This is a genomic window from uncultured Psychroserpens sp. (assembly GCF_947494225.1).
In the GTDB taxonomy this organism is placed as follows: domain Bacteria; phylum Bacteroidota; class Bacteroidia; order Flavobacteriales; family Flavobacteriaceae; genus Psychroserpens.
Map to the genome: position 1 here is coordinate 772,438 of NZ_CANLUG010000002.1, position 23,442 is coordinate 795,879.

General features: G+C 36.6%; 17 protein-coding genes. 8 read left to right on the forward strand and 9 right to left on the reverse strand.

What is annotated here, in order from left to right:
- Positions 1 to 18 precede the first annotated feature (18 nt).
- From Q0893_RS07550 to Q0893_RS07565, 4 genes are read left to right on the forward strand one after another with little or no spacing between them, the layout of a single operon-like run.
- Positions 19 to 1,116 carry a hypothetical protein gene (locus Q0893_RS07550; protein ID WP_299273993.1) on the forward strand — a complete coding sequence of 366 codons (1,098 nt, stop codon included), beginning with the start codon at positions 19 to 21 and terminating at the stop codon, positions 1,114 to 1,116.
- A gap of 42 nt (positions 1,117 to 1,158) precedes the next feature.
- Positions 1,159 to 2,466, forward strand: a complete 1,308-nt coding sequence (locus tag Q0893_RS07555) for a dihydrolipoamide acetyltransferase family protein (RefSeq protein ID WP_299273996.1) — start codon at positions 1,159 to 1,161, stop codon at positions 2,464 to 2,466.
- A 35-nt stretch (positions 2,467 to 2,501) separates the two neighbouring features.
- Positions 2,502 to 4,553: a thiamine pyrophosphate-dependent enzyme gene (locus tag Q0893_RS07560; protein ID WP_299273998.1), complete on the forward strand. Its 2,052-nt coding sequence runs from the start codon at positions 2,502 to 2,504 to the stop codon at positions 4,551 to 4,553.
- 58 nt (positions 4,554 to 4,611) lie between these two features.
- The gene (locus Q0893_RS07565) at positions 4,612 to 4,983 is read left to right on the forward strand and encodes a hypothetical protein (protein ID WP_299274000.1); all 372 of its coding nucleotides are present in this window, start codon (positions 4,612 to 4,614) and stop codon (positions 4,981 to 4,983) included.
- 53 nt (positions 4,984 to 5,036) lie between these two features.
- Here Q0893_RS07565 and Q0893_RS07570 read toward each other — a convergent pair whose 3' ends face one another.
- The 4 genes from Q0893_RS07570 to Q0893_RS07585 all read right to left on the reverse strand — a co-directional run bounded on the left by Q0893_RS07570 (position 5,037) and on the right by Q0893_RS07585 (position 9,574).
- Positions 5,037 to 6,716: a SulP family inorganic anion transporter gene (locus tag Q0893_RS07570; protein WP_299274002.1), complete on the reverse strand. Its 1,680-nt coding sequence runs from the start codon at positions 6,714 to 6,716 to the stop codon at positions 5,037 to 5,039.
- A 127-nt stretch (positions 6,717 to 6,843) separates the two neighbouring features.
- A complete protein-coding gene (locus Q0893_RS07575; protein WP_298900190.1) occupies positions 6,844 to 7,395 on the reverse strand; it encodes a DUF4136 domain-containing protein in 552 nt (183 codons plus the stop codon).
- Positions 7,396 to 7,412: 17 nt separating this feature from the next.
- Positions 7,413 to 9,413 (reverse strand): urocanate hydratase, encoded by a 2,001-nt coding sequence (locus Q0893_RS07580; RefSeq protein WP_299274005.1) that lies wholly within the window; start codon positions 9,411 to 9,413, stop codon positions 7,413 to 7,415.
- The gene (locus Q0893_RS07585) at positions 9,413 to 9,574 is read right to left on the reverse strand and encodes a DUF5522 domain-containing protein (RefSeq protein WP_298900188.1); all 162 of its coding nucleotides are present in this window, start codon (positions 9,572 to 9,574) and stop codon (positions 9,413 to 9,415) included. The genes Q0893_RS07580 and Q0893_RS07585 overlap by 1 nt, the downstream gene beginning before the upstream one ends.
- A 131-nt stretch (positions 9,575 to 9,705) precedes the next feature.
- Between Q0893_RS07585 and Q0893_RS07590 the strand changes: the two genes are divergently transcribed.
- On the forward strand, positions 9,706 to 9,945 hold the full coding sequence (locus tag Q0893_RS07590) for a hypothetical protein (RefSeq protein ID WP_366915870.1): 240 nt from the start codon (positions 9,706 to 9,708) through the stop codon (positions 9,943 to 9,945).
- A 2-nt stretch (positions 9,946 to 9,947) separates the two neighbouring features.
- Here Q0893_RS07590 and Q0893_RS07595 read toward each other — a convergent pair whose 3' ends face one another.
- The 3 genes from Q0893_RS07595 to Q0893_RS07605 all read right to left on the reverse strand — a co-directional run bounded on the left by Q0893_RS07595 (position 9,948) and on the right by Q0893_RS07605 (position 19,239).
- A complete protein-coding gene (locus Q0893_RS07595) occupies positions 9,948 to 14,081 on the reverse strand; it encodes a CUB domain-containing protein (protein WP_299274008.1) in 4,134 nt (1,377 codons plus the stop codon).
- A gap of 28 nt (positions 14,082 to 14,109) precedes the next feature.
- Positions 14,110 to 14,541: a hypothetical protein gene (locus tag Q0893_RS07600; RefSeq protein WP_299274010.1), complete on the reverse strand. Its 432-nt coding sequence runs from the start codon at positions 14,539 to 14,541 to the stop codon at positions 14,110 to 14,112.
- 321 nt (positions 14,542 to 14,862) lie between these two features.
- Positions 14,863 to 19,239 (reverse strand): GEVED domain-containing protein, encoded by a 4,377-nt coding sequence (locus Q0893_RS07605; protein WP_299274012.1) that lies wholly within the window; start codon positions 19,237 to 19,239, stop codon positions 14,863 to 14,865.
- 198 nt (positions 19,240 to 19,437) lie between these two features.
- Between Q0893_RS07605 and Q0893_RS07610 the strand changes: the two genes are divergently transcribed.
- Genes Q0893_RS07610 through hemL form a run of 3 tightly spaced genes read left to right on the forward strand, consistent with a single transcriptional unit; the run spans position 19,438 to position 22,434 of the window.
- Complete coding sequence (locus Q0893_RS07610) at positions 19,438 to 20,328, forward strand: 1-aminocyclopropane-1-carboxylate deaminase/D-cysteine desulfhydrase (protein WP_299274014.1); 891 nt, start codon at positions 19,438 to 19,440, stop codon at positions 20,326 to 20,328.
- Between the two features lie 5 nt (positions 20,329 to 20,333).
- Positions 20,334 to 21,146 (forward strand): glucosaminidase domain-containing protein, encoded by an 813-nt coding sequence (locus Q0893_RS07615; RefSeq protein ID WP_298900182.1) that lies wholly within the window; start codon positions 20,334 to 20,336, stop codon positions 21,144 to 21,146.
- Position 21,147: 1 nt separating this feature from the next.
- Entirely contained in the window at positions 21,148 to 22,434 is a 1,287-nt protein-coding gene (hemL, locus tag Q0893_RS07620) for a glutamate-1-semialdehyde 2,1-aminomutase (RefSeq protein WP_299274018.1), read from the forward strand.
- Positions 22,435 to 22,491: 57 nt separating this feature from the next.
- Here the strand turns inward: hemL and Q0893_RS07625 are convergent, their stop codons facing one another.
- Together Q0893_RS07625 and Q0893_RS07630 are read right to left on the reverse strand one after the other, a co-directional pair.
- A complete protein-coding gene (locus Q0893_RS07625) occupies positions 22,492 to 22,821 on the reverse strand; it encodes a hypothetical protein (RefSeq protein ID WP_298900180.1) in 330 nt (109 codons plus the stop codon).
- 110 nt (positions 22,822 to 22,931) lie between these two features.
- The gene (locus Q0893_RS07630; protein WP_299274021.1) at positions 22,932 to 23,393 is read right to left on the reverse strand and encodes a hypothetical protein; all 462 of its coding nucleotides are present in this window, start codon (positions 23,391 to 23,393) and stop codon (positions 22,932 to 22,934) included.
- Positions 23,394 to 23,442 lie beyond the last annotated feature (49 nt).

A 23,442-nucleotide genomic window follows, 5' to 3' on the forward strand; every position in this document is an offset into this window, starting at 1 on the left:
AAGACAACAACTTACGAAATGAAAAGAATAATTGTTATAGCCTTACTGTTTTTTGCCTCAAAAGGATTGGCGCAAAATGAAATAACATATTTCGCACTTGATAGTAGTGTTGTTTATGTTGATAACTCAAAAGGCGCACATTTTACAGTGAAATTTCCGGGAGATTCTATAAAAACGACGGGAATGTCAAATGCTTATATGATTGGTGACGAATTTGTTCAATTTTTAAAACGAAAATATGACCGAAATAATTATACAAATAAATCTAAGCCAGAAAAGGAGATTGCAGTTTTAAAAGACGCCATGAACTACGAAGTAGATTATTTAAAAGATGAAATTTTCAAACAAGATCTTGATATAAAAGAAGAAGTGTTTTTAAATGATCAAGGAAAGAGATTTCATTTATGGAGTTATGCGATGCCAGAAAAAGCCCTTGAAGAGATGGGAAATGATAAACTGGAGCAAAAAGTGTCGCAGTACTATTTTCTAAACTGTATTGTAAATGATTTTATTTCTGGAATGATGTTAGTATCCTATGAAGGCGAAAGTATCGAACAAAAGATAGAAAGCATTAAAAATATCTCTAATTCTGTCGACATTTTTGGTGGCCCAATTGATATTGATGGCACCTATGCTAAGATGGAAGCTGAGGAGGACAATACTACAATCGAATTCATAAATGAGAGTAAGGGATTTGAATTAGACATCCCAAATTGGGCTAATTTGGTTAAATCGGATTTGAGCTTGTATTGGATGGCAACGATGCCAGACATTAATAATGTGAAGAACGCTATAAGTTTAAATTGGTTTGAAAAAGAGGCATATAAAGGTTTCAAAGATTTTAATAAGGAATTTGTTCTAGGAAAAAAGATAGGAGATGGTTTAAATACAGGAACGTTCTTAATGAAAAAAGAACTTAAAACTGCCGAGAATATGAATGGGGTTACCTATAAAATTCAGGCCATGTTTGGCGGTTCGTTATATGATTGTCAATATGTGACTTTTGAAACTAAAACTCATTTCGTTTTGGTGAAATTTATTGCTACACCAGACACCTATGAATTAAATGTTGAGAAGTTTAATGACTTTATTAGCAACATAAAAATATTAGATTAATAATTTTTAAATTTTAAAACTAGGATAAACTAGTTAATACAAATGTCAAAAGTAGAGTTTAAAATGCCCAAATTGGGCGAAAGTATTACTGAAGCTGCCATTATCACATGGTTTAAAAATGTTGGAGATACAATTGAAGAAGATGAAATGCTTCTCGAAGTTGCTACAGATAAAGTAGATTCTGAGGTGCCTTCAAATGTGTCTGGAGTTATTGAAGAGATTTTATTTGATGCTAATGAGGTGATTAAAATAGGAGAAACCATTGCAATTATTAAAGCAGATGGAGATGTTGCAGAGTCAAAAAAACAATCTAAAAAAGCAGATAAGAAACCAGAACAAAAAAAGACCGAAAAACCTAAGGCACCAAAACGACCAAAATTAGATCCCGTTGCTTCTTCAGGGCAATTTAGCGTTTCTAATTCGAATACATTCTTCTCGCCTTTGATTATAAAGATTGCGAAGGAACACCATATTAGTTTTGAAGAATTAGCTAGAATCTCAGCAACAGGTCATGAAGGTCGATTACGCAAAAGTGATATATTTCAGTATATCGAAGAAGGGAGACCCTATAAATTTGCACAGCCAGTTGCTCAACAAGACCCAACGGCATATCGTATTCCACAGCTAAATTTTGATAAAGGAAAAGGAAAAGTCATTGAAATGGATAGAATGCGTCAAATGATTGCAGATCATATGGTGTATTCAAAACATACGTCGCCTCATGTAACGGCTTATGTTGAGGCCGATTTAACCAATATGGTAAATTGGCGCAATGCCAATAAAAAAGCATTCCAAGAAAAGCATGGAGAGCGTTTGACCTTTACACCATTATTTGTTGAGGCTGTGGCAAAAGCTGTTAAAGATTTTCCAAATATTAATGCCTCAGTTGATGGTAAGAATATTATAGTGAAAGAAGATATTAACATTGGTATGGCTACTGCATTACCTAGCGGGAACTTAATTGTACCAGTGGTTAAAAACGCAGATACAAAAGATTTGAAAGCATTGGCAACCAATGTTAACGAGCTTGCTAATAAGGCTAGAGAAAATAATTTAAAAGCGGATGATATTCAAGGGAGTACCTTTACTATTTCTAATGTAGGAACTTTTGGAAGTGTCATGGGAACACCTATTATCAATCAACCTGAAGTGGCGATTCTTGCTTTGGGAATAATTAAAAAACGTCCTGAGGTTATCACTACAGAAAAAGGCGATGAAATTGCCATTCGAAGTATGATGTACTTGTCATTGTCGTTTGATCATCGTGTTGTTGATGGGTTTTTGGGCGGAAGTTTTGTGCGTCGTGTTGCTGATTATTTTGAGCAATTTGATGTAAATAGAACAATATAAATAAAATAAGAAGGCCTGTATTTGCAGGAGTTACTATGAATAAAGACATATTAAAAAAAGGATTTTCAAAATTGTGTACGGCCAAAGCAATGGCAGAATTATACGAAGCTAATTTTAAACAGGTTTCCAAATATGTACATGCCACCTCTAGAGGTCATGAGGCCATTCAAATTGCTTTGGGGATGCAATTGCTACCTCAAGATTATGCGTTTCCGTATTACAGAGACGATGCTATGTTATTGTCATTTGGATTAGAGCCTTATGATTTAATGTTGCAATTATTAGCAAAGAAAGACGATCCGTTTTCTGGTGGTAGAACTTATTATTCGCATCCAAGTTTAAAGGACGATGATAAACCGAAAATCCCACATCAATCTTCAGCAACAGGTATGCAAGCCATTCCTGCAACAGGTGTTGCAATGGGAATGCAGTATAAAGAACTTCAAGATTTAGATGATAAAACACTTAAAGATGCGCCTTTTGTGGTGTGTAGTTTGGGTGATGCTTCTGTGACCGAAGGAGAGATTGCAGAGGCATTTCAAATGGCAGCTTTGAAGCAAATGCCTATTCTGTATTTGGTACAGGACAACGGTTGGGATATATCGGCAAATGCCGAAGAAACTCGTGCTCAAAATGCATTTGAATATGCTCAAGGCTTTCATGGATTAGATGCTATCTCTATTGATGGTGCCAACTTTATAGAAAGTTATGACGCGGTTGAAAAGGTAATAGAAACCATTAGGACAGAAAGACGACCATTTTTGGTCCATGCTAAGGTGCCACTTTTAAATCATCATACGTCTGGTGTTAGAATGGAGTGGTATCGTGACGATTTAGACGAAGCACGATCTCGAGATCCTTATCCAGTATTAAAACAACAATTAGCTGATAACGGATTCTCGCAAGAGGAGATAGATGATATAGAACGCTTGGCAATCTCGAAGGTACAATCCGATTTTGAAAAGGCATTACAAACTGAAGATCCTAAGCCTGAAGATTTGTTTACACACGATTTTGCACCAACTCCAATTTCCGAAGAGAAAGGAGAACGCACACCAGAAGGAGCAGATAAGGTCATAATGGTTGACTGCGCATTGTTTGCCGTTGAAGAATTGATGAGAAAACATAAAGAATGTTTGCTTTATGGGCAAGATGTAGGTGGTCGACTAGGAGGTGTTTTTAGAGAAGCCGCAACATTGGCACAAAAGTTTGGAGATGATCGTGTGTTTAATACACCAATTCAGGAGGCATTTATAGTAGGGTCAACGGTTGGTATGAGTGCAGTTGGATTAAAACCAATTGTTGAGGTTCAGTTTGCAGATTATATTTGGCCTGGGCTCAATCAATTGTTTACAGAAGTGAGTCGTAGCTGTTATTTGTCTAACGGAAAATGGCCAGTGAGCATGATTTTACGTGTCCCTATTGGAGCTTATGGTAGTGGAGGACCCTATCATTCTTCGTCTGTAGAAAGTGTAATTACAAATATTAGAGGAATAAAAATTGCTTACCCGAGTAACGGAGCAGATTTAAAAGGACTGATGAAAGCGGCGTATTACGATCCAAATCCAGTTGTGATTTTAGAACATAAAGGCTTGTACTGGTCTAAAGTGCCTGGAACATTAACAGCCACTTCTGTAGAGCCTTCTGAAGATTATGTTTTACCTTTTGGAAAGGCTTGGGTACTGCAGGAAATATGGAAGCAAGAAGACGTTGAAACGTGCACAATCGTAACCTACGGAATGGGAGTACATTGGGCTTATAATGCATCTGGAGAATTAGGAATGAGAGATCAAATTGAAATTATAGATTTAAGGACCTTATATCCTTTAGATGAAGATGCTATTATGAACTCGGTTAAGAAAACTGGAAAATGTTTAGTGGTAACTGAAGAGCCATCTAATAATAGTTTTGCTAGAGCGCTTTCTGGAAAAATACAGGAAGAATGCTTTAGATACCTAGACGCGCCAGTGATGACTATAGGTAGTGAAAACATGCCAGCTATCCCGTTAAATTCTACTTTAGAACAAACGATGATTCCTTCTACAGAAAAGGTAAAGGCGAAGATTGAAGTTTTATTGAATTATTAAAAGGGTATATTTAAAAGAAATTCTTTGTATATTGAACCTTTAATTTATCACTCATATCATGAAAAAACAACTACTTTTATTGTGCTTCGCATGCTTTTTATTTGCAGGAAGCCAATTGTCATTTGCTCAAACTACGATTAAGAAACAAAACACAGCTGTAAGTAATGCTGATTATTCTGCTGAAAAAAGTGTACAGACATTAACTAACTTATTAGAACGCGAAGCAAAGTTAGATGCGACGCAAAAGGAAAAGTTATATGACGTGTTTGCTGCAGTAGAGAAAAAAATTAAAGGTATCGCCAGCATTGAAGATGCAACTGAGCGTCAAGCTAAGAAAAAGAAAATACGTGCTTATATTGACCAAAAGATAAAGCAAGTATTAACACCTGCCCAATACGAAATTTATAAAAAGAAGACGGCAGCTAAATAGAACGTACCGAAATAAACTATATAAAAAAAGCGACCTCATAGAGGTCGCTTTTTTTATATCTTATATTCTGAAAGCGGTTTTGTGAACTTTTCAGGATCGGCCGCTAAGTGGTATCGAGGATCGTCAATATCCTCAACGATGACTTCCTTAAACTTAGGGCTTGCCTTATACATCAATGTCTTACAATCTGTACTTAGATGCTTTAATTTGATTGTTTTGCCTTCGGCTTCGTATTTGTTTACCAAGTTAAAGATGGCTTCCATAGCCGAGTGATCACTTACACGAGATTCTACAAAGTCTATTTCAACATGTTGTGGGTCGTTTTTAACGTCGAATTTAGCGTTGAAATTTTGGATAGATCCAAAAAATAATGGACCCCAAATTTCGTACGTTTTTGTGCCGTTGGCCTGGATGCGTTTACGCGCTCTAATCATTGTTGCATTTTTCCATGCAAAGACTAAAGCTGAAATAATTACACCAGCAATAACGGCTACGGCCAAATCTTTCCATACAGTAATGGCTGAAACTGCAATTAAAACAATAGCATCAGACAAAGGAATTTTTCTAATAATTCTAAAACTACTCCATGCAAAGGTTCCAATAACCACCATAAACATCACCCCAACTAATGCGGCAATTGGTATTTGTTCAATTAATGGTGCTCCAAACAATACAAAGCACAATAAGGCAATGGCTGCAATGGCTCCAGATAATCGACCACGACCACCAGAATCTACATTAATAATAGATTGGCCAATCATAGCACATCCACCCATACCTCCAAAGAGACCGTTGAGCATGTTGGCTCCACCTTGAGCAATACACTCTCGATTTCCATTTCCTCTAGTTTCAGTGATTTCATCAATTAGATTTAAAGTCATTAACGATTCTATAAGGCCGATAGCGGCAAGAACAAAAGCTGTAGGAAGGATTGTACTTAAGAAATGACCATCTAAGGTGCCAAATAAACCAAAGATTTGATCTTGAAATGTAGGTAAACTACCTTCTAACCCTTTTCCTCCACCTTCTTGGATAAAAGAACCAACTGTGCTCATTTCGATACCTCCGAAGATAGTAATACAAGCCACAACAATAATGGCAATGAGGGCTGCAGGGATTTTTTTAGTAAGCTTTGGCAAACCATACATAATACCCATTGTAAGTCCGATAAAACCTAACATTTTCCATAACGCCATATTTGAGAATAGGTGAGAGAACCATTCAGATGTGTTGCTCCAAATAGAAATATCTTTAGGAACGGCGTTAGGAAATAGGCCTAATTGTGATAGGAAAATCACAATGGCTAAACCATTCACAAACCCCATCATTACTGGATGTGGAATAAGTCGAACAAATTTTCCAAGTTTAAAAACACCAGCTAGTATTTGGATGACACCAACAAAGAGTAGTGTAATGAAGAGCCACTGTAAACCTAGGTTGTCGATGGGAGTTTCTAAGCTAAGCCCTACTTCATTTCCTTTTTGAATAAGATATACCATTACAACAGCCATAGCTCCAGTTGCTCCAGAAATCATACCTGGTCGTCCACCAAAAAGAGCCGTTACGATGCCCATCATAAAGGCACCATATAGTCCGACTAAAGGGTCAACACCTGCGACAAAGGCAAATGCTACGGCTTCAGGAACCAAAGCAAGAGCAACGGTTAAACCAGAAAGAATATCATTCTTTGGGTTTTGGGTAAAGTTTTTTCGTGTGGTTTGGCCTAGTATCATAATTCTTGCACTTAAAAGTCGGCAAAGATAGGCTTTTAGAAATGAAGCAGAAAATGAACTGGAATAAAGGCATAAAAAAAACACCAGAGAACTGTTCTGATGCTTTTTTTATTCTTGTTAAGATAATTTATTGTGCGATTTGCGGTGGGTATTCTTGCATGATTTTAGTTACAAACTCTTTTATTTTTGCTTCTTTCTTTTCCACACTTCTTTGTGTTAAAAGTCCGGTGCCCATACCTTGCCATACTAATTCCTTTTTATTAGCATCGATTAAGTCAACAAATAAAGAACCTTGAGTTCTTGTAGATACTGTTGGTTGATTCCAACCCCAGCCCCAACCAGGACCAAAGCCTCCCCAACCCCAGCCGCCATAGCCCCAGGTATTGTTGTAAACATTAACACGTTGTTCTGATTTTGTAAAAATACTAACCAAAAGATCTGGATTTTCAGATTTGGTATAGCCTTGAGCTAATAATTCGGTTTCGATAGCGCGCAGAATTCTACGTTTATCTAGGTCACTAATTTCGGCTTTATCGATTCCTGTTTTAAAGAATGCGAACGTCTTGTATTTGCCGAATTCGGCATTTTTGTCGTAATCTGATGCGACTCTAACAGAGCTACAAGAAGTGATAACCAAAGTTACCATCACAATGGGTAATAATTTGAGTAGTTTTTTCATAATTCTTTTTTTTATGGTTATAACGAGTTTAATAAATCATCATCAACTTTATTAGGTAATGTTACCTTTAAATTAGGTTCGTTTTGCATGGCGCGTTTAATGGCAAAAATAGCTTCGTCATTTCTTGCCCAACTTCGTCTAGCAATTCCGTTGTTAACATCCCAAAAAAGCATACGTTTTAATCGTACAGATGCTTCCTTAGTACCATCAAGAACCATACCAAATCCACCATTTATAACTTCTCCCCATCCAACACCTCCACCATTGTGAATGCTTACCCAAGTAGCACCTCTAAAACTATCACCAATAACGTTGTGAATAGCCATATCTGCTGTGAATCTTGATCCATCATAAATATTACTGGTTTCTCTATATGGAGAATCGGTTCCAGATACATCATGGTGGTCACGACCCAATACAACAGTCCCAATTTCACCATTGGCTATGGCTTTATTAAATGCTTCTGCAATTTTCATTCGTCCTTCGGCATCGGCATATAGAATTCTGGCTTGTGACCCAACAACGAGTTTGTTTTCCTGTGCGCCTTTGATCCATTGAATATTATCAGACATTTGTTGCTGAATTTCTTCGGGAGAATTCTTTTTAATCGCTTCTAAAACTTGGCAAGCAATAGCATCTGTTTTGGCCAGATCTTCTGGTTTTCCAGAGGCACAAACCCATCTAAATGGCCCAAAACCATAATCAAAACACATTGGCCCCATAATATCCTGCACATAAGAAGGGTATTTGAAATCTATACCATTTTCAGCCATAATATCTGCACCAGCTCTAGAGGCTTCAAGTAAAAATGCATTTCCGTAGTCAAAAAAATAAGTGCCTTTTGCAGTGTGATTATTGATAGCTTTAGCTTGGCGACGTAAACTCTCCTGAACTTTGGTTTTAAATAATTCAGGGTTTTCTGCCATCATGATATTAGCTTCATCAAACGATAAATCAACAGGGTAATAGCCTCCAGCCCATGGATTATGTAAAGAAGTTTGATCGCTTCCAAGATCTATATGAATATGTTCTTGATCAAATTTTTCCCAAACTTCAACGACATTACCTAGATAGGCAATAGATATCGTTTCTTTTTCAGCTTTAGCCTTTCTAACTCTGGCTACCAATTCATCTAAATCTGTGGTTTTTACATCGATCCAGCCCTGGTCTAATCGCAATTGGGTAATCTTAGGGTTTACTTCTGCACAAACGGTTATGCAGCCTGCAATATTGCCAGCTTTGGGTTGAGCGCCAGACATGCCTCCTAAACCTGAGGTCACAAATAGATTACCTTTGGGCTCTTTTTTTATTTTTCTAAAACCATTCAAAACAGTTATAGTTGTGCCATGAACAATACCTTGCGGACCAATATACATGTAACTTCCAGCCGTCATTTGTCCATATTGAGTAACACCTAAGGCGTTGAATTTTTCCCAGTCATCTGGTTGAGAATAATTAGGAATCATCATACCATTAGTGACAACCACTCGCGGAGCTTCTTTGTGGCTTGGGAATAATCCCATTGGATGCCCAGAGTACATAACTAAAGTCTGCTCGTCTGTCATTTCAGACAAATACTTCATTGTTAACCTATACTGCGCCCAATTTGAAAAGACACCCCCATTGCCACCGTAAGTAATTAATTCGTGTGGGTGTTGCGCTACTGCGTAGTCCAAATTATTTTGAATCATAAGCATAATCGCGGCAGCCTGTTTAGAGTTAGCAGGGTACTCATCAATAGGTCTCGCATTCATTTTGTAATCAGGGCGTAAACGATACATGTAAACCCTTCCGTGCGTGTCAAGCTCTTTTTTGAATTCTGGTAGTAGGGTTGCATGCTGAGATTTATCAAAATAGCGTAGAGCATTTTTAAGCGCTAGCTTTTCTTCATCTGAAGATAAAATACTTTTTCTTTTAGGAGCATGATTGATTGAAGGATCATAAGGTTTGGGTTGAGGTAAAACACTTGGTATTCCTTCTTTTATTTGATCTTTAAATGATAAGGTTGTTGTTGGCATTACTTTTTTTTTAAAGTATTTTTATTAAAACCATAAGGGCAATGTCTACAGCCGCTTTCACAGCAATATCCTCTTTTTAAATGATATTGTTCGGTGAAACAACGATAGCCTTCTGGTGTTACATAATAATCTCCTTCTTCTACAGGAATTATTTTCTTCATCTTACAAAGATAATGTAAATTGGAAAGATTTTTGATTGTTGATTCATATGGTTTTAATTTCTAAATATATTGTACCTAGAGGTTATGTTGGAATAACGATTTTTCCTTTTATTTTCCTGAAAAATTATAACTTGAAAACTAATGCAATATTGGTGAATCATGAGCGTATTCATTTAAGGCAACAACTAGAAATGTTGGTTGTTCCATTCTATGTTTTCTATTGTGTTGAATTTTTAATTCGTCTCATTGTAATGAAAAACTGGCATCAGGCTTATCGTCGTATATCATTTGAACAAGAAGCCTATAGAAATGAAAAAGACCTCAACTATTTAAAATCAAGACCTTTTTACTCATTTTTAAGTTATTTATAGTTTTATTGACGAATAACCACCTTTTGAGTTTTTTGTTTTCCGTTGTTTAATACAACTTTTACAATGTAAGTGCCATCCGATAATGCGGTGTCGTTTAAGAGGAAACCGGACTCGTTAATATTGGATTTTGTAAATATAGATCTGCCTATGATATCGTAAATAGTAAAAGTACTTATGGTTCCAATTTCCGAAGAAACCTTTACGTATTCACTTTTAGGAGCAATAATAGTTATGCCTTCATAACCATCTGTTGGGTTGACACCTAGAGATTGGTTAGTATATCTTAAAATGAATCTATCGTTATGAATTCCAGCTTCTATGGTAAAGGTGTAAGGCGACATCCGAATATCATGTATGATGTTCAATGCAGTGTCTTCTATATATATGGTTTGTTCCTCATCTGAGAACAAACCATCTAATGAATTTATAGCTATAGTATGACTTCCAGTTTCGTTAGAGATAATGCCTAAGGGAACAATGTCATCTTGTAAAAATGGTAATGATCGACCTTGAATGGATAAATTTTCGTTGTTTAAGACTGAATAAAAGGCATTGTTCTCTCCGCTAAAATCATAACCGTCATAAAGACGATCAAAATCGTTGGTCGCATCATTAACATAACCAACTAATATCGTATTAGTAATATCATTTGGTGACAATAAATCTAGCCATATTCTATGGCGTTCTATAGTGTTTCGATTGGTATTCTGATCTGAATCGATAGATCTAAAAAAAGTGTTATTGTTATAAGTTGAAAGCACTTGTCTCATGTTATTATTAAATGTAACAGTAGATCCAGAAGTGGCGCTGTGATTCATCATTACAAAAAATGCCTGACCTGATCCGATAAATAAATCACTTGTGCCAGGGGGATTTGATCCTGTATTGTTATGTTCAATATAGTCATTGCCATCGTAGTTATAAACATAATCTTCATAGAAGGGATCTTGAGTTGCAATGGAGTAACTAGAGTTATGCGGCCAAACATAAACAGTACCATTAATATTGGTGTTTAAATTTGTAAAGGCATTAGCGGAAATAGCCGAAGGGTAAGGGTTTCCAATGAGATTCCAGTTGTCGTCCTCGTTAGTAGCGGTATTGCCTATTCCTGGGTAATTACCTCCATTATAACCTCCATGAAAAATCTGTTTTGTAATAATTCCATTATTAGGAACACCACTAAATAGAGCGGTGTTATTTGCTATGGTATAGGTCGTAGAAGGTATTGTGGTTGGAGTGCCTGCCAATCCTCTTACAATATAACCAGCACCATTTATCATATTTCCTGATGCTGAAAACCATTCGCCGTGGTTGCCTGTTCCGTTTCCAGCAACGGTTGGTGTCCAGTCAAAAATTAAACTAGAAGAAGGAGAAATATTTGCAACTTGATAATTGGCAACAGGTGATGCCCAGTATACATATTCTGAGTTTGCTACAGCACTTTCATCAAAATTGGGAGAGCGTTGCACATGAATAGTTCCAGAGTTAACGGCAGCATCCTCAATTTGAATTAAACTCGAACTACTTTTTAAATTTAAAACACCTGTATTTTGAACATTTACCCATTCTTGAACAATGAGTTCTGTATTGGTTTCAAGCTCGAGATAAGCATTTGACTCTAACGTTAGGCTTCTTGCTTGAGCAGGCTGAGGAGGTAACGGGATTGGTGTTTGAGCTTTATCTGCTAAAGGTGCATTGGGTACAGTGCTATTATCTGGAATTACAATGCAGTTATCTATGGTGGGCACTCCAGTAGGTGTCCAGTTGCTGCCTATATACCAGTTATTATTTGAGGAACCGTTCCATGTCTTTTTATTATAGATAACTGTTGCTGTATCAGTACAGGCGTTGTTATCTGTTGCGGTATAAGTTTGGATACCGTTTGGAGCAGCATAAACTGTGCCTGCAAAACCACCTGCATATGCTGTGGTCAAAGTATTATCTGTGTATAAGCCGGTCGTTGGAGACCATGTGACCTGTGGAGGTGACGGTGTTCCATCGGCCGTAACAATCACGTCATCGATGAACCAATCAAAGAGGTCTAGTGTGTCTCCATTTAGTCTAAATCTAATGTATAGGGTAGTATTTCCATCTAACGCAGAAATATCTATGTTTTCAGTAGTAGCTGCAATATCATTTGGAACATTTAAAGCGGTATACTGGTTTGTCCAGTTAGTTCCGTCTAAAGAGGTTTGCACCCGAATTGAAATATCACCACCTAAAAAAATATTTAATTCATGTTTAAAACTTAATTGAAGGTTGGTTTGGCCTGTTATATCGATAGCAGGAGATCTTAAACGCCAATTACTTACATCATCACCTGTTGTCCATTCTAAATTTGCTTCGTTCGCTGTTCCTCCCGCATTATTTGTAGTGGATACAATCCAATCTGCACTTGGTGCGCCGTTGGTTACGGTCCAACCTGCAGGGAAATTAGTCGCGTTAAAATTTTCAACAAACACGGTAGTTGTAGGCGCAGGAATAGGTGCGTTTGTTGTAAGTTCGGTATAGTCTAAATTGCATTCATCAGCTCCAATAGGATAGTTAGTATCTGTAATCATTAAGTTACAATTATTGCCACAGGTAACATCAGCTACCCATCCGCTTTCGGTTACTGAGCTATCACTATCAAAAACAAAAGTCAAAGATCCAGAAGGATCTGTGGATGTGAATGGTCCAGGAATAGCTGTTCCTGAGAAGGTTCCTAATAATGGATATGTAGCATCAGGCCCATCATATACAAGCAGATCATCGCAGCAAGATTCTAAGTCGAAAGCTGTAAATGTTACCGTTATAGCAGTGCCTGGGATATCTGGAGTTAATGTGGTTGTGCTCAATTCGTTATTTGAGTAATTACCGGCCACACCACCGCTGTCATAAAAAGTAGAGCCGCAAATCACTGGAGGTACGTATGGTGCACAAGTTAAATTCGCTGCCCATCCGCTTTCGGTTACTGAACTATCGCTATCAAAAACGAAAGTCAAAGCACCAGAAGCATCAGATGACGTGAATGGTCCAGATATTGTATTTCCTGCAAAGACTCCTAAAAGAGGGAACGATGCATTAGGTCCGTCATAAATTCTTAATTCGTCGCAGCAGCTTTCAAGATCAAAAGCTGTGAAGGTTGCAGTTACGGCATCACCTGCAATATCTGGATAGAATGTTGTTGTTTGAAGTTCGTTATTGTTGTAATCACCACCTGAGCCACCACTGTCATAGAATGTGAATCCGCATGTTGGTGGTGTTGGAGGAGGTGTACATGTAATATCTGCTACCCATCCCGTTCCAACATTAGCATCCCCGTCTGAAACGAAATCAAACGTAATCTCTCCCGTTGGATTACCTGCAGTATTGGAGGTAAATGAAACAGGTGCAGAAGTTACTGTTCCTAGAATCGGAAACGTGTTATTTGGTCCATTGTATACCGTTAAAACATCCCCAGCGTCAGGAATATCAACAGAAGTAAAATCTACTGTAACTGTTCCGCCAGCAAAATAAGGGCTTATGGTTGTAGATTCATTTCCAGAATATGGACCAGATGTGCCGCCCATGTCATAATATTGACTTCCACATACTGGTAAACTTGCACATGTCGTTGTTCCATTTCCAGAAGTTTGTTGAAAATCAATTATTCCTTGACTACCATTATAATTGGTTATTAGTACAACATAAACCTCGCCCTGCATTGCGTTTAAAATATTCATGGTCTCGGTAGGAGCGATACTAAAGCTGCAATCGGTAATTTGATCGGTTGCATACGGGTAAAACGTTGGGTTGGCGGTGTTGTTTGGACATGTTGGACAATTTGTAAAGGAAATGTTAGCATTCGCATCTGCTATATCTATGAAAGGTCCCCAAGCAATGAAATCAACATCAATTGGAGTGCCACCTGTGTCTTCTTGATTAATCGTGAAAATTAAATCACCTGGTTGATCAATTTGTAAGTAGAAGTAGGCCGCATTTGGTATGGATCCTAGACAGCCAACGGGAGTATTGTCTGGCATTCCAAAAACATTATTGAATGTTAATTGAGAAGTTCCAGAACAAAATTGTTCTGAACTTAAGACGTCTGTTCCTTGAGAAAAGGATAGATTTAAAGTGAAGTAACATATAAAGAATATTGTAATTTTTTTCATGTCGTCATGCTTCTGAGTTGGTTGTTAATTACAAGAAACTAGTAAACTGCCATTCTGTTTTGGTTTCACAATTTGTAGTTGGGTTTAAGATTATGGCTTTCCATTTAATACACTTACAATTCAAATCATTGTACGCTAATGTTTTATTTCCGATGGTGTTTTCTGAAAAGTCAACGATTTTATAAGTTTTTACTTCAGATCTGTTTGTTCCGTTTAATCCATTCCAACAAGCATTTAAGGGTTGAACTTCGAAAGTTAACTCTAGGTTTTGTGTATCGTTTGTTTCAGAAAAATCCCATGAAATTATAATATCATTTACGTTTTGATTATTTCCTGAAATCGTCTTAGCTTCTATTGTAAAATTTTGGATGCATTCATTAGTGTTGGAAGTAATTGTTTGGCTTTCAGCAGAATAATAAGCAAGTATTAAAGCCGTTAAAAAAAGTAATTGTTTAATCATAATCTATATCGTTCTAAACTTAATAGAATAGTATCATTCTAAAGAGATGTTAGTTTTAGTGACTAAAATGTCTAATATAGATTTGAGGCTTAAAGATGATTAATGTATGAAAAAATATTAATAATTTTAATGTTTTATTGTGTAATTAATATGATTTTAGTTAACATGTTGTGAATAGCTAATGATTTTAACTTTTTTGGTTAAGATTATCAATTAAGATTATGTTTTAAATGAAATATGATTACCGAGTCTATGATATCTAAAATAAAAAAGACCGCCTTCGAAATGTATGGCGGTCTTTTTTTATTATGATTCTTAGCTTTATTGCTTAAGAACGACTTTTTGAATTTTTTGTTGGTCATTTAGCAATGTTACTTTTACAATGTAAGCAGAATTTGCTAGATGTTTGGTTTGAATATTTAACTCACTAGCATTTACGTTAGGCTTATCTATTACCATTCTTCCTAATAAATCGTAGACCTTTACATTTTGAATAGGATTGGTCGTTGATTCTATTTTAATGTATTTTCCGTTTGGAGCAATTATAGTAAGTCCGTCTAATGCTTCTGGGTTATCAACAGATAATGTGTTATCTGTATATCTCAGAATAAACCTGTCATTAATAGTTCCAGCATTTGAGTTAAAATTATACGGACTTAAACGTAAATCGTGAATTGTATTTGTATAGGTGTCTTCTAAAAAGATGTTTTGATTGATGTCCTCAAATAAGCCGTCAACTGTGTTGATTGCAATAGAATAATCTCCATTTTGAGAGATTCTGTATCCAAGAGGAACAATATCATTATTGTTAAAAGGAAGCGATCTCCCTTGAATCGACATGCTTTTTTCATCAATAATTGAATAGAAGAGTGTGTTGCCATCACTTAACTGATCACCATCATAAAGTCTGTCTTTATCATTGGTGGCTCCTGAAATATAACCCACTAATATAGAATGCGCGTTATTGTTATTATCAATTAAATCTAGCCATATTCTATGCTTTACTATTACAGTATCACTATCATTAGATGAAGGATTAGCATTTCTGTAAAATTGATTATTACTATAAACACCGTTTCTCATTGTATTGTCAAATACAAGATTCGCTGTTGTTGACGCGGTATGATCCATGAGAACAAAAAATGCTTGACCTGCACCAATAAATCCATTAAATCCTGCTGGAGTAGAACCTGTCAAATTGTAAGCGATGTAATCATTTGGATTATAATTATAAACAAAATCGCCATAAAACGGGTCGGTAACAGCATTGCTTGGAGCTGATTGATGTGACCAAAGATAAACAGTTCCTGCTATTGCCGGATTGGAGTCATCAATGATATTAGAAGCATTCATTGTAATAAAAGTGTCAGCAAAAATTGCCGAGGGAAAAGGATTACCTACAAGATTCCAATTATCATCAATGGCTGTAGCGACAGTTGCCCCAGCACCTGGGTAGTCTACTCCGTTATAGGTACCTCTTAAGATTTGTCTGTTAATTATACCATTACTTGGACGGCCAATAAACTCTGCAGTATTTGGTGTTAAAGTTCCAGATAATCCCCTTATAGCATAACCTTTTCCTGGAGTCATGTTTTCTGAAAGGGAACGCCATTCGCCATAGTTACCAGCACCATTTCCACCAACTGTAGGAATCCAGTCTAAGAGGTATCCTGCACTTGTACCAGGAGATACTGCACTAAGTCCGAAATTTTCAACGGCAGAAGACCAATAAACGTAATCTGAAGTACTTAACCCAGTAACCTCTCGCTGCATTGTGATATTTCCTGTATTGTTATTGGTAGCTACATTGGTCACCTGTACCAAATTAGCGCTGTTTTTTACCATTAATGAGCCATTTGCATCTACATTTATCCAATCCGTAACAGTTAATGATGTTGACGATTCCAGTTCTAAATTGGCATTACTTTTAATGGTTAAATTTCTTGCGTATGAAGGAGTTGGAGGTACCGGTGGTCCTAAAATAGTAGGGTCTGGTAACACACCAACATCATCAATAATAACACAATTATCGCTAGTTGGAACTCCCGTAGGATACCAATTATTTGGGTCGTTCCATGTTGTTGTGCCCTGAGTACCATTCCAGATTTTTGTATTATTAGTAATTGAAATATCTTTACTAATGGTACAACCGTTTGAAAGTGTTGCATTAGCGGTAAAAGAAAAAGTTGGTTGTTGCAGTTGTGTAAAAGTTGGTTTTACATAGACGGATCCTGTGGCTGTTCCAGGAGTGTAAGGTATAGTAGCTGCAGCGTCAGTATAAGCGTCAACTGTGCCAGTCCAAGTAAAAGATGGGCTAAGTGGTCGTGTTCCATGAAGTTGAATGTTGTCTACTGCGACGCCATCACCCCAATCTGCATAATAGTAAATTCTTACCATTAAACTTGGTGCACCATCAAAAGCGGATAAATCATATGTTAAATGACTAAAATTAGTTCCGAACCCTACATCATTAGTAATGTTCGCAATTATGGTTGGCCATGTTGTTCCACCATCTGTTGAGACTTCAATATTTACATATTCCGGAACTGATGGGAAGTATTGCGAAAAATACATATCCAATTCTAATGTGAGGCCCGTAAAAGTAGAGGCATCTAATAAGGGGGAAATTAATTCGTTTTCGGTATGAATTACTCCTGAATCTGAAGTACTCATTACAAAATTATTTGCACCAAAACCAGAGGATATTGCTGGATTCCAAACAAATTGAAATGGTTCATAGGTGCTAGTTTGCGATTGCCATTGAGAAATTCCATCAAAGGGAGCTCCATTAACCTCAATGTTGTTTTGAGTAAAAACTCCTAGTCCGCCAGTTTCAAAATCTTCGTCAATTAAATAAGCAAGTTCTGTGCTTCCAATTGCGGCTATTTGAATAATGTCATTTTCGCCACAAATTTCTGGTATCGCTGGTGTAATAGTAAGTGTTGTTATTGGATTAACAGTTCCTGTGATTTTGGTTCTTACCAAAGATTCGCAGCTACCGTTGTCTGCTGTTACCCAATAGGTAGTTGTATTAGAGATTATTGGAGACCAGTCTCCTGTTGTTGTTGCTACTAAATTGCCTCCTGTTTCGGCATCATACCATTTAAATTGCGTTGTCCCTGCAGAACCTGTTACTTGAAGGGTTACGGCACCTGGTCCACAAGTTGAGCCGTCCGTTTTGCTCGTTATTGTTGCACCACAACTTTGCACTACTGTAAATAAGTAGTCTTCGGCTTCTCCATAATCAGTGTAATCATTATTTTGACCTGGAAAATCATGATTGATAAAGGGTTCACAGGCCGTAAAGTTGTATGACCCCAATTCGGTTCCAAAGCGATCATTAAAGGCATTATGAAATCTTATTCGAATTCTATAATCACCTATGGCTTGATTTGCTGGAATTACAAAGCTAAAGGTCGTTGTTGTTGTTAATGTTCCTGCAGAGTCATAGACGATTTCCGAGGCGTCATTATTAAAGACACCGTCTTTATTCCAATCTACCCATGCTTTATAACGTCCTCGTCCTGTAGCCGATTCTACATAAACGTTTACACCTTCGCCTTGCGCCTGAATACTATTTGTTAATCCTGACCAATCTTGATATCCTGATGGTGAGTTCGAAAAACCACTGCCAAGATTAGAGACGTCATTAAGTGTTCCAATAAATTGAACATCATCTATGTATTTAGTAATTGGCGAATTATTGGTGGCTGGAGTACAGTATGTAGAAGTCGTTGTTGTCGTACTTCCATTTAGAGGATTAATAGTGTTGTATAGAGGTCCATTAGAGCAAACATCATTATATGAAAATACGTATAAGTAGTATGTGGTTGCAGAGTTTAGGCCTGTTGCTGTAAAGTTTGTGTCGTTATCAATATCAACTACCACGTAACCAGCACCTATAGTGTCGCCTATATTGTAAGTTGTTGTATTCACGGGCGTTGGTGCAGTTGCAGAGGTGCTTACAACAACGAGATAATTATCTGGGACAGGAGCAGCATCTGTAAATGAACCAAATACAGTATCTCCAGTTGGGGTTAAATTAAGAGTCGTTGGCTGATTGGGTGTTGTACACGGAGTTAAGGCTATTCCTTTAACATCAATATCATCGATAGTAAATGCTGGAAAACCTCCAACAGAATTGTCATTTTCCCAAGCAAAACCAAGATAAAACTGTTGTCCATCAATTACCGAAAGGTCTAAATTTGTGACATTTTGAGTTGTGCTTTGTCCTTGATAAACTCCAGGAAGCGCAGCCCATGTGGTTCCATCTAACGAATAGATGACAGATCCAAAATCAAAAAATAGTTCACCTTCACATATCCAATTAAAATCTAATGTAACGTTTGTATAGTTGGTAGCATCAATCGGAGTCGTGTAGTACACAAGAGTTGAGGCTACTCTATTGTCTCGATACTCTGGTCTTGTGCCAGTCGTTACAGGATTGTTTATGCTAACGGCCATGGAGTAGTTGCCAGAAATGACATTACATCGCGTGTTGTCTAAAACCCACCAGTAGTTATTATTTGTTGGGGGCGTGGTTGCAAAATCGCCAGTTTGCCAGCCTATATAGGGTGTGGCTTGATTTTCTTGTCCAGTCGCAGTTTCAAAATCTTCTGAGAAGATAGTGACCTGAGCACTCAGTTCCGAGCTTAAAAATATAGTAAATACTGAGGCTAAGAGTAATTTTTTAATCATACATGTTCCATTTTAAACGTAACAAATAAACCATGAAATTCATGATTTTAGCATAGGCTATGAACTGACGATTAGGGGGATTCGCTTTAGAATTCTAAACATGATTGTGCGGTTTTTGTTTACCATGCATAATTATTCTATGATAAATATAGCTTTTTTACCTTTGTTTATATCAATGCAGTTATTATATTCGACTAAATGTTAAAATTTGAAGATAAAGGGGATTTAAGTGTTGATAATCAGGTTTATATAAAGCCCGAATATTTGATTCACCCTCATATTTCTGGTAATAAATATCGAAAGCTAAAATATAATCTTATTGAAGCGAAACGGTTGCAAAAAAAGAGCTTGCTAACTTTTGGAGGGGCATTTTCAAATCATATTGCTGCTGTAGCTTCGGCAGGGCAAGAATTTGGTTTTGAAACAATTGGGGTGATAAGAGGTGAAGAATTACAATCGAAAATTGATTCTAACCCAACTTTGAGTTTTGCTGAGACATGCGGAATGCGTTTCAAATTTGTATCACGTCAAGATTATAAATGTAAAACAGATGACCATTTTTTGTTCGAACTGCATAAAGAATTCGGTGATTTTTATCTTATCCCTGAAGGTGGGACGAATGAATTGGCCATAAAAGGGTGTGAAGAAATTTTAACAAAGTATGACAATCATTATGATTATGTCTGTTGTTCTGTAGGAACAGGAGGGACTATTTCCGGATTAATAAATTCGGCATTACCACATCAAAAAATTCTAGGCTTTCCTGCTTTAAAAGGTGAATTTTTACAAGAAGAAATTGCTAAATTTGCAACACATACAAATTGGGAATTAATTACTAATTATCATTTTGGAGGTTATGCGAAAGTAAGTGATGAACTGATTGCCTTTATCAATACATTTAAGCGTTTGCATCATATTCCTTTAGATCCAGTTTATACTGGAAAAATGATGTATGGTATTTATGATTTAATAAAAAAGAATTATTTCCCGAAAGACTCGAAAATTTTGGTTATTCATTCTGGTGGATTACAAGGAATTGACGGGATGAACCAAAAATTAAAACAACAAAAAAAGCCTTTAATCGTTTGATATTTATGAAAAGATTACTTGTTATTTTATTTACTGGAATTTTAGTTTTTAGCTGTGGATCTAAGAAAAAGATTGTCACTAAAAAGAAAAAATCAAAGCAAAAAACAGAACGTGTTGTTGAGGTTGAACCAACTTCAGAAACCAAGTCTGTACCTAAGACTACGGAAATTCCTAAAAACTCGAATTTAAGTGCTACAGAAAAATACATTTTGACCTACAGCACTATTGCAATGGATGAAATGCGAGTGTCTAAGATTCCTGCAAGTATTACTTTAGCTCAAGGAATATTAGAGTCAGGTTCAGGTAAGGGTAGATTGTCTGTAGAGGCGAACAATCATTTTGGAATTAAATGTCATGGTTGGACTGGAAAAAAAATCTATCATGACGATGATAAATCTCAAGAATGTTTCAGGAAATATGATCACGCCTTCACCTCATTTGAAGATCATTCTAAGTTCTTAACAACAAGAGGGCGTTATTCAAAGTTATTTGAGTTGCGACCAAATGATTATAAAGGTTGGGCTAAAGGGCTTCGTGCTGCGGGTTATGCAACTGATAGACGTTATCCTCAAAAACTGATAAGTTTAATCGAACGCTATGAGCTTGATAAATTTGATGACATGGTACTTGGTAATATTTCTACTCCTAAAAGGGCAGACAAGAAAGACGTGTCAATAAATCATAAAGTTGTAAAAGGGGATACCTTGTATTCATTATCAAAGCGATATCATATGTCTGTTGAAGACATAAAGCGTCTCAATAACTTAAAAAACAATGACCTTTCACTTGGTCAAATTCTTATTATAAAATCAAATTAATATGTTATATCAACGTAGTAGTGCGTTATTTAAGGCTGCGGAAGAGGTTATTCCAGGCGGCGTAAATTCTCCAGTTAGAGCGTTTAAAGCGGTTGGAGGAACACCTATTTTTGCTAAATCTGCAAAAGGGGCTTATGTTTATGATGAAGATGATAATCGTTATATCGATTATATCAACTCTTGGGGACCAATGGTATTAGGACATGCTTATGCGCCTGTTGTTGATGCTGTGATAGAGAGGGCAAAACTCGGTACGTCTTATGGAATGCCTACTGAAATTGAAACAAAAATAGCAGAGCTGGCCGTATCAATGGTGCCTAATATTGATAAAATTCGCTTCGTTAATTCAGGAACTGAGGCTTGCATGAGCGCTGTGCGTTTGGCACGTGGTTATACTGGAAAGGAAAAAATAATAAAATTTGCTGGTTGTTATCATGGACATAGTGATGCTTTTTTAATTCAAGCTGGAAGTGGAGCTGTTACTTTTGGGAGTCCAAACAGTCCAGGGGTAACTCAAGGAACGGCTAAAGATACCCTATTGGCACGTTTTAACGACATTGAGCATGTTAAAGCACTAGTTGCTGCGAATGCTGGTGATATTGCTTGCATTATTATAGAGCCTGTCCCAGGAAATATGGGGTGTATTCCTCCTAAAGAAAACTTTTTAGAAGCACTAAGACTTGTTTGTGATGCGCATGATATCTTGCTTATTTTTGATGAGGTGATGACTGGTTTTAGGTTAGCTAAAGGTGGGGTTCAGGAGCTTTACAATGTTAACGCAGATATCGTTTGCTTCGGAAAAGTAATAGGTGGAGGACTGCCAGTGGGAGCATTTGCGGCACGTAATGAGATTATGAATCATTTGGCTCCGTTAGGAAGAGTGTATCAGGCAGGAACATTAAGTGGTAATCCCTTGGCAATGGCAGCTGGACTTACAATGTTAACTGCTATAAACGCTGATGAAGACTTGTTTAGTCGATTGGCAGATAAGACAGAGTACTTACACGAAGGTTGTGCAAAGGCTCTCGATAAATATGGTGTTGTACATACAATTAATAGACGAGGTTCGATGATATCAATTCATTTTTCTGAAGATGAAGTTGTTGATTTTGACACTGCCGCAAAAGGGAATAATGACACTTTTAAACGCTTTTTTCACGGCTTACTAAAGGAAGGTATTTATATTGCTCCAAGTGCATTTGAGACCTGGTTTATCACAGACGCCTTGAGTTATGCCGATTTGGATGAAACTATTAGAGCTGTAGAAACAGTGGCTCAAACATTATAACAATAAAAAAAAAGCGACTTATAGTCGCTTTTTTTTTATTGTTATCTTTAATCTCTGCTATAGACCTCTTATGAGTTCTAAATAGTTGTGAAATTGTTCTTCAGTAAGTATCGTTTTTAGCTTTTCGTCTAACACTTTTTCAATTTTTTCTAGACGAACTTTATTACCTTCTAGATTGCCACTTATTTTTTTGTATGCTATACCATAGGCTTGATAAGCTCTATATACATCATCCATTTTATTTTGCTCAAACTTAATTTTTTTTCTAAGTTCTTTGGTTTTTGCATTTGCAGTCTCATTGATTTCCAATGTGTTCTGAGCAGTTGCATTTTGTGTGCTGCATAATAATGCAAAGGCAAATAAGCAAAGTGTAATTAATTTTTTCATTGTCTTTTTCGTAAATAGTTCAACAGCCTTAAAATTAGTGATTTTTATGATAAAAAAAAGCATCGACTGTTAAAATCGATGCTTTGTTTATAAATATCTGCGAAATACATTTAATGTTTAGACTTCTTCTTGGCTTTTCCTTTCATTTTATGATGACGTCTGCTTTGCATTTTTTCCCATTTCTCATATTGCTCAGAAGTTAAAATAGATTTCATTTTCTTTTTCATCTCAATTTGGTGATCGAGTTTTTCGTTTAGGATTTTAACGCGTTCTTCTTTTGCGATCTTTTTATCCCCTTTTTCTTTTCCCATTTTCTCACGTTTATCCCTTTTTGCTTTCAAGGTCTCTGCCTGCTCCAACATTAGTTTTTTTACTTGCACTTGCTGTTGGTCCGATAAATCTAAAGCGAGGGTCATTTTTTTTGTGCTGATAGTGGCCATGTCTTCAGCAGACATGTCATGTCTCATATCTATTTTAGCTTTTTTAGCTTCTTTAAGCTCCTTTTTTTCTTTGTTTTGAGCAAAGGCTTGGACCGATACAAATGCTAGAGCAATTAAAATTAATTTTTTCATAATCTGTTTTGTTTTAATTTAATATTATACGTTTTTTTAATCGATGTAT

What these genes read in the sequence shown, in the direction of transcription:
- Q0893_RS07560 (WP_299273998.1), top strand. Translation starts at nt 2,502, where the DNA reads ATGAATAAAGACATATTAAAAAAAGGATTTTCAAAATTGTGTACGGCC.
- Q0893_RS07610 (WP_299274014.1), top strand. Translation starts at nt 19,438, where the DNA reads ATGTTAAAATTTGAAGATAAAGGGGATTTAAGTGTTGATAATCAGGTT.
- Q0893_RS07630 (WP_299274021.1), bottom strand. Translation starts at nt 23,393, where the DNA reads ATGAAAAAATTAATTTTAATTGCTCTAGCATTTGTATCGGTCCAAGCC.
- Q0893_RS07565 (WP_299274000.1), top strand. Translation starts at nt 4,612, where the DNA reads ATGAAAAAACAACTACTTTTATTGTGCTTCGCATGCTTTTTATTTGCA.
- Q0893_RS07600 (WP_299274010.1), bottom strand. Translation starts at nt 14,541, where the DNA reads ATGATTAAACAATTACTTTTTTTAACGGCTTTAATACTTGCTTATTAT.
- Q0893_RS07550 (WP_299273993.1), top strand. Translation starts at nt 19, where the DNA reads ATGAAAAGAATAATTGTTATAGCCTTACTGTTTTTTGCCTCAAAAGGA.
- Q0893_RS07555 (WP_299273996.1), top strand. Translation starts at nt 1,159, where the DNA reads ATGTCAAAAGTAGAGTTTAAAATGCCCAAATTGGGCGAAAGTATTACT.
- Q0893_RS07625 (WP_298900180.1), bottom strand. Translation starts at nt 22,821, where the DNA reads ATGAAAAAATTAATTACACTTTGCTTATTTGCCTTTGCATTATTATGC.
- Q0893_RS07615 (WP_298900182.1), top strand. Translation starts at nt 20,334, where the DNA reads ATGAAAAGATTACTTGTTATTTTATTTACTGGAATTTTAGTTTTTAGC.
- Q0893_RS07585 (WP_298900188.1), bottom strand. Translation starts at nt 9,574, where the DNA reads ATGAAGAAAATAATTCCTGTAGAAGAAGGAGATTATTATGTAACACCA.
- Q0893_RS07605 (WP_299274012.1), bottom strand. Translation starts at nt 19,239, where the DNA reads ATGATTAAAAAATTACTCTTAGCCTCAGTATTTACTATATTTTTAAGC.
- hemL (WP_299274018.1), top strand. Translation starts at nt 21,148, where the DNA reads ATGTTATATCAACGTAGTAGTGCGTTATTTAAGGCTGCGGAAGAGGTT.
- Q0893_RS07570 (WP_299274002.1), bottom strand. Translation starts at nt 6,716, where the DNA reads ATGATACTAGGCCAAACCACACGAAAAAACTTTACCCAAAACCCAAAG.
- Q0893_RS07580 (WP_299274005.1), bottom strand. Translation starts at nt 9,413, where the DNA reads ATGCCAACAACAACCTTATCATTTAAAGATCAAATAAAAGAAGGAATA.
- Q0893_RS07575 (WP_298900190.1), bottom strand. Translation starts at nt 7,395, where the DNA reads ATGAAAAAACTACTCAAATTATTACCCATTGTGATGGTAACTTTGGTT.
- Q0893_RS07595 (WP_299274008.1), bottom strand. Translation starts at nt 14,081, where the DNA reads ATGAAAAAAATTACAATATTCTTTATATGTTACTTCACTTTAAATCTA.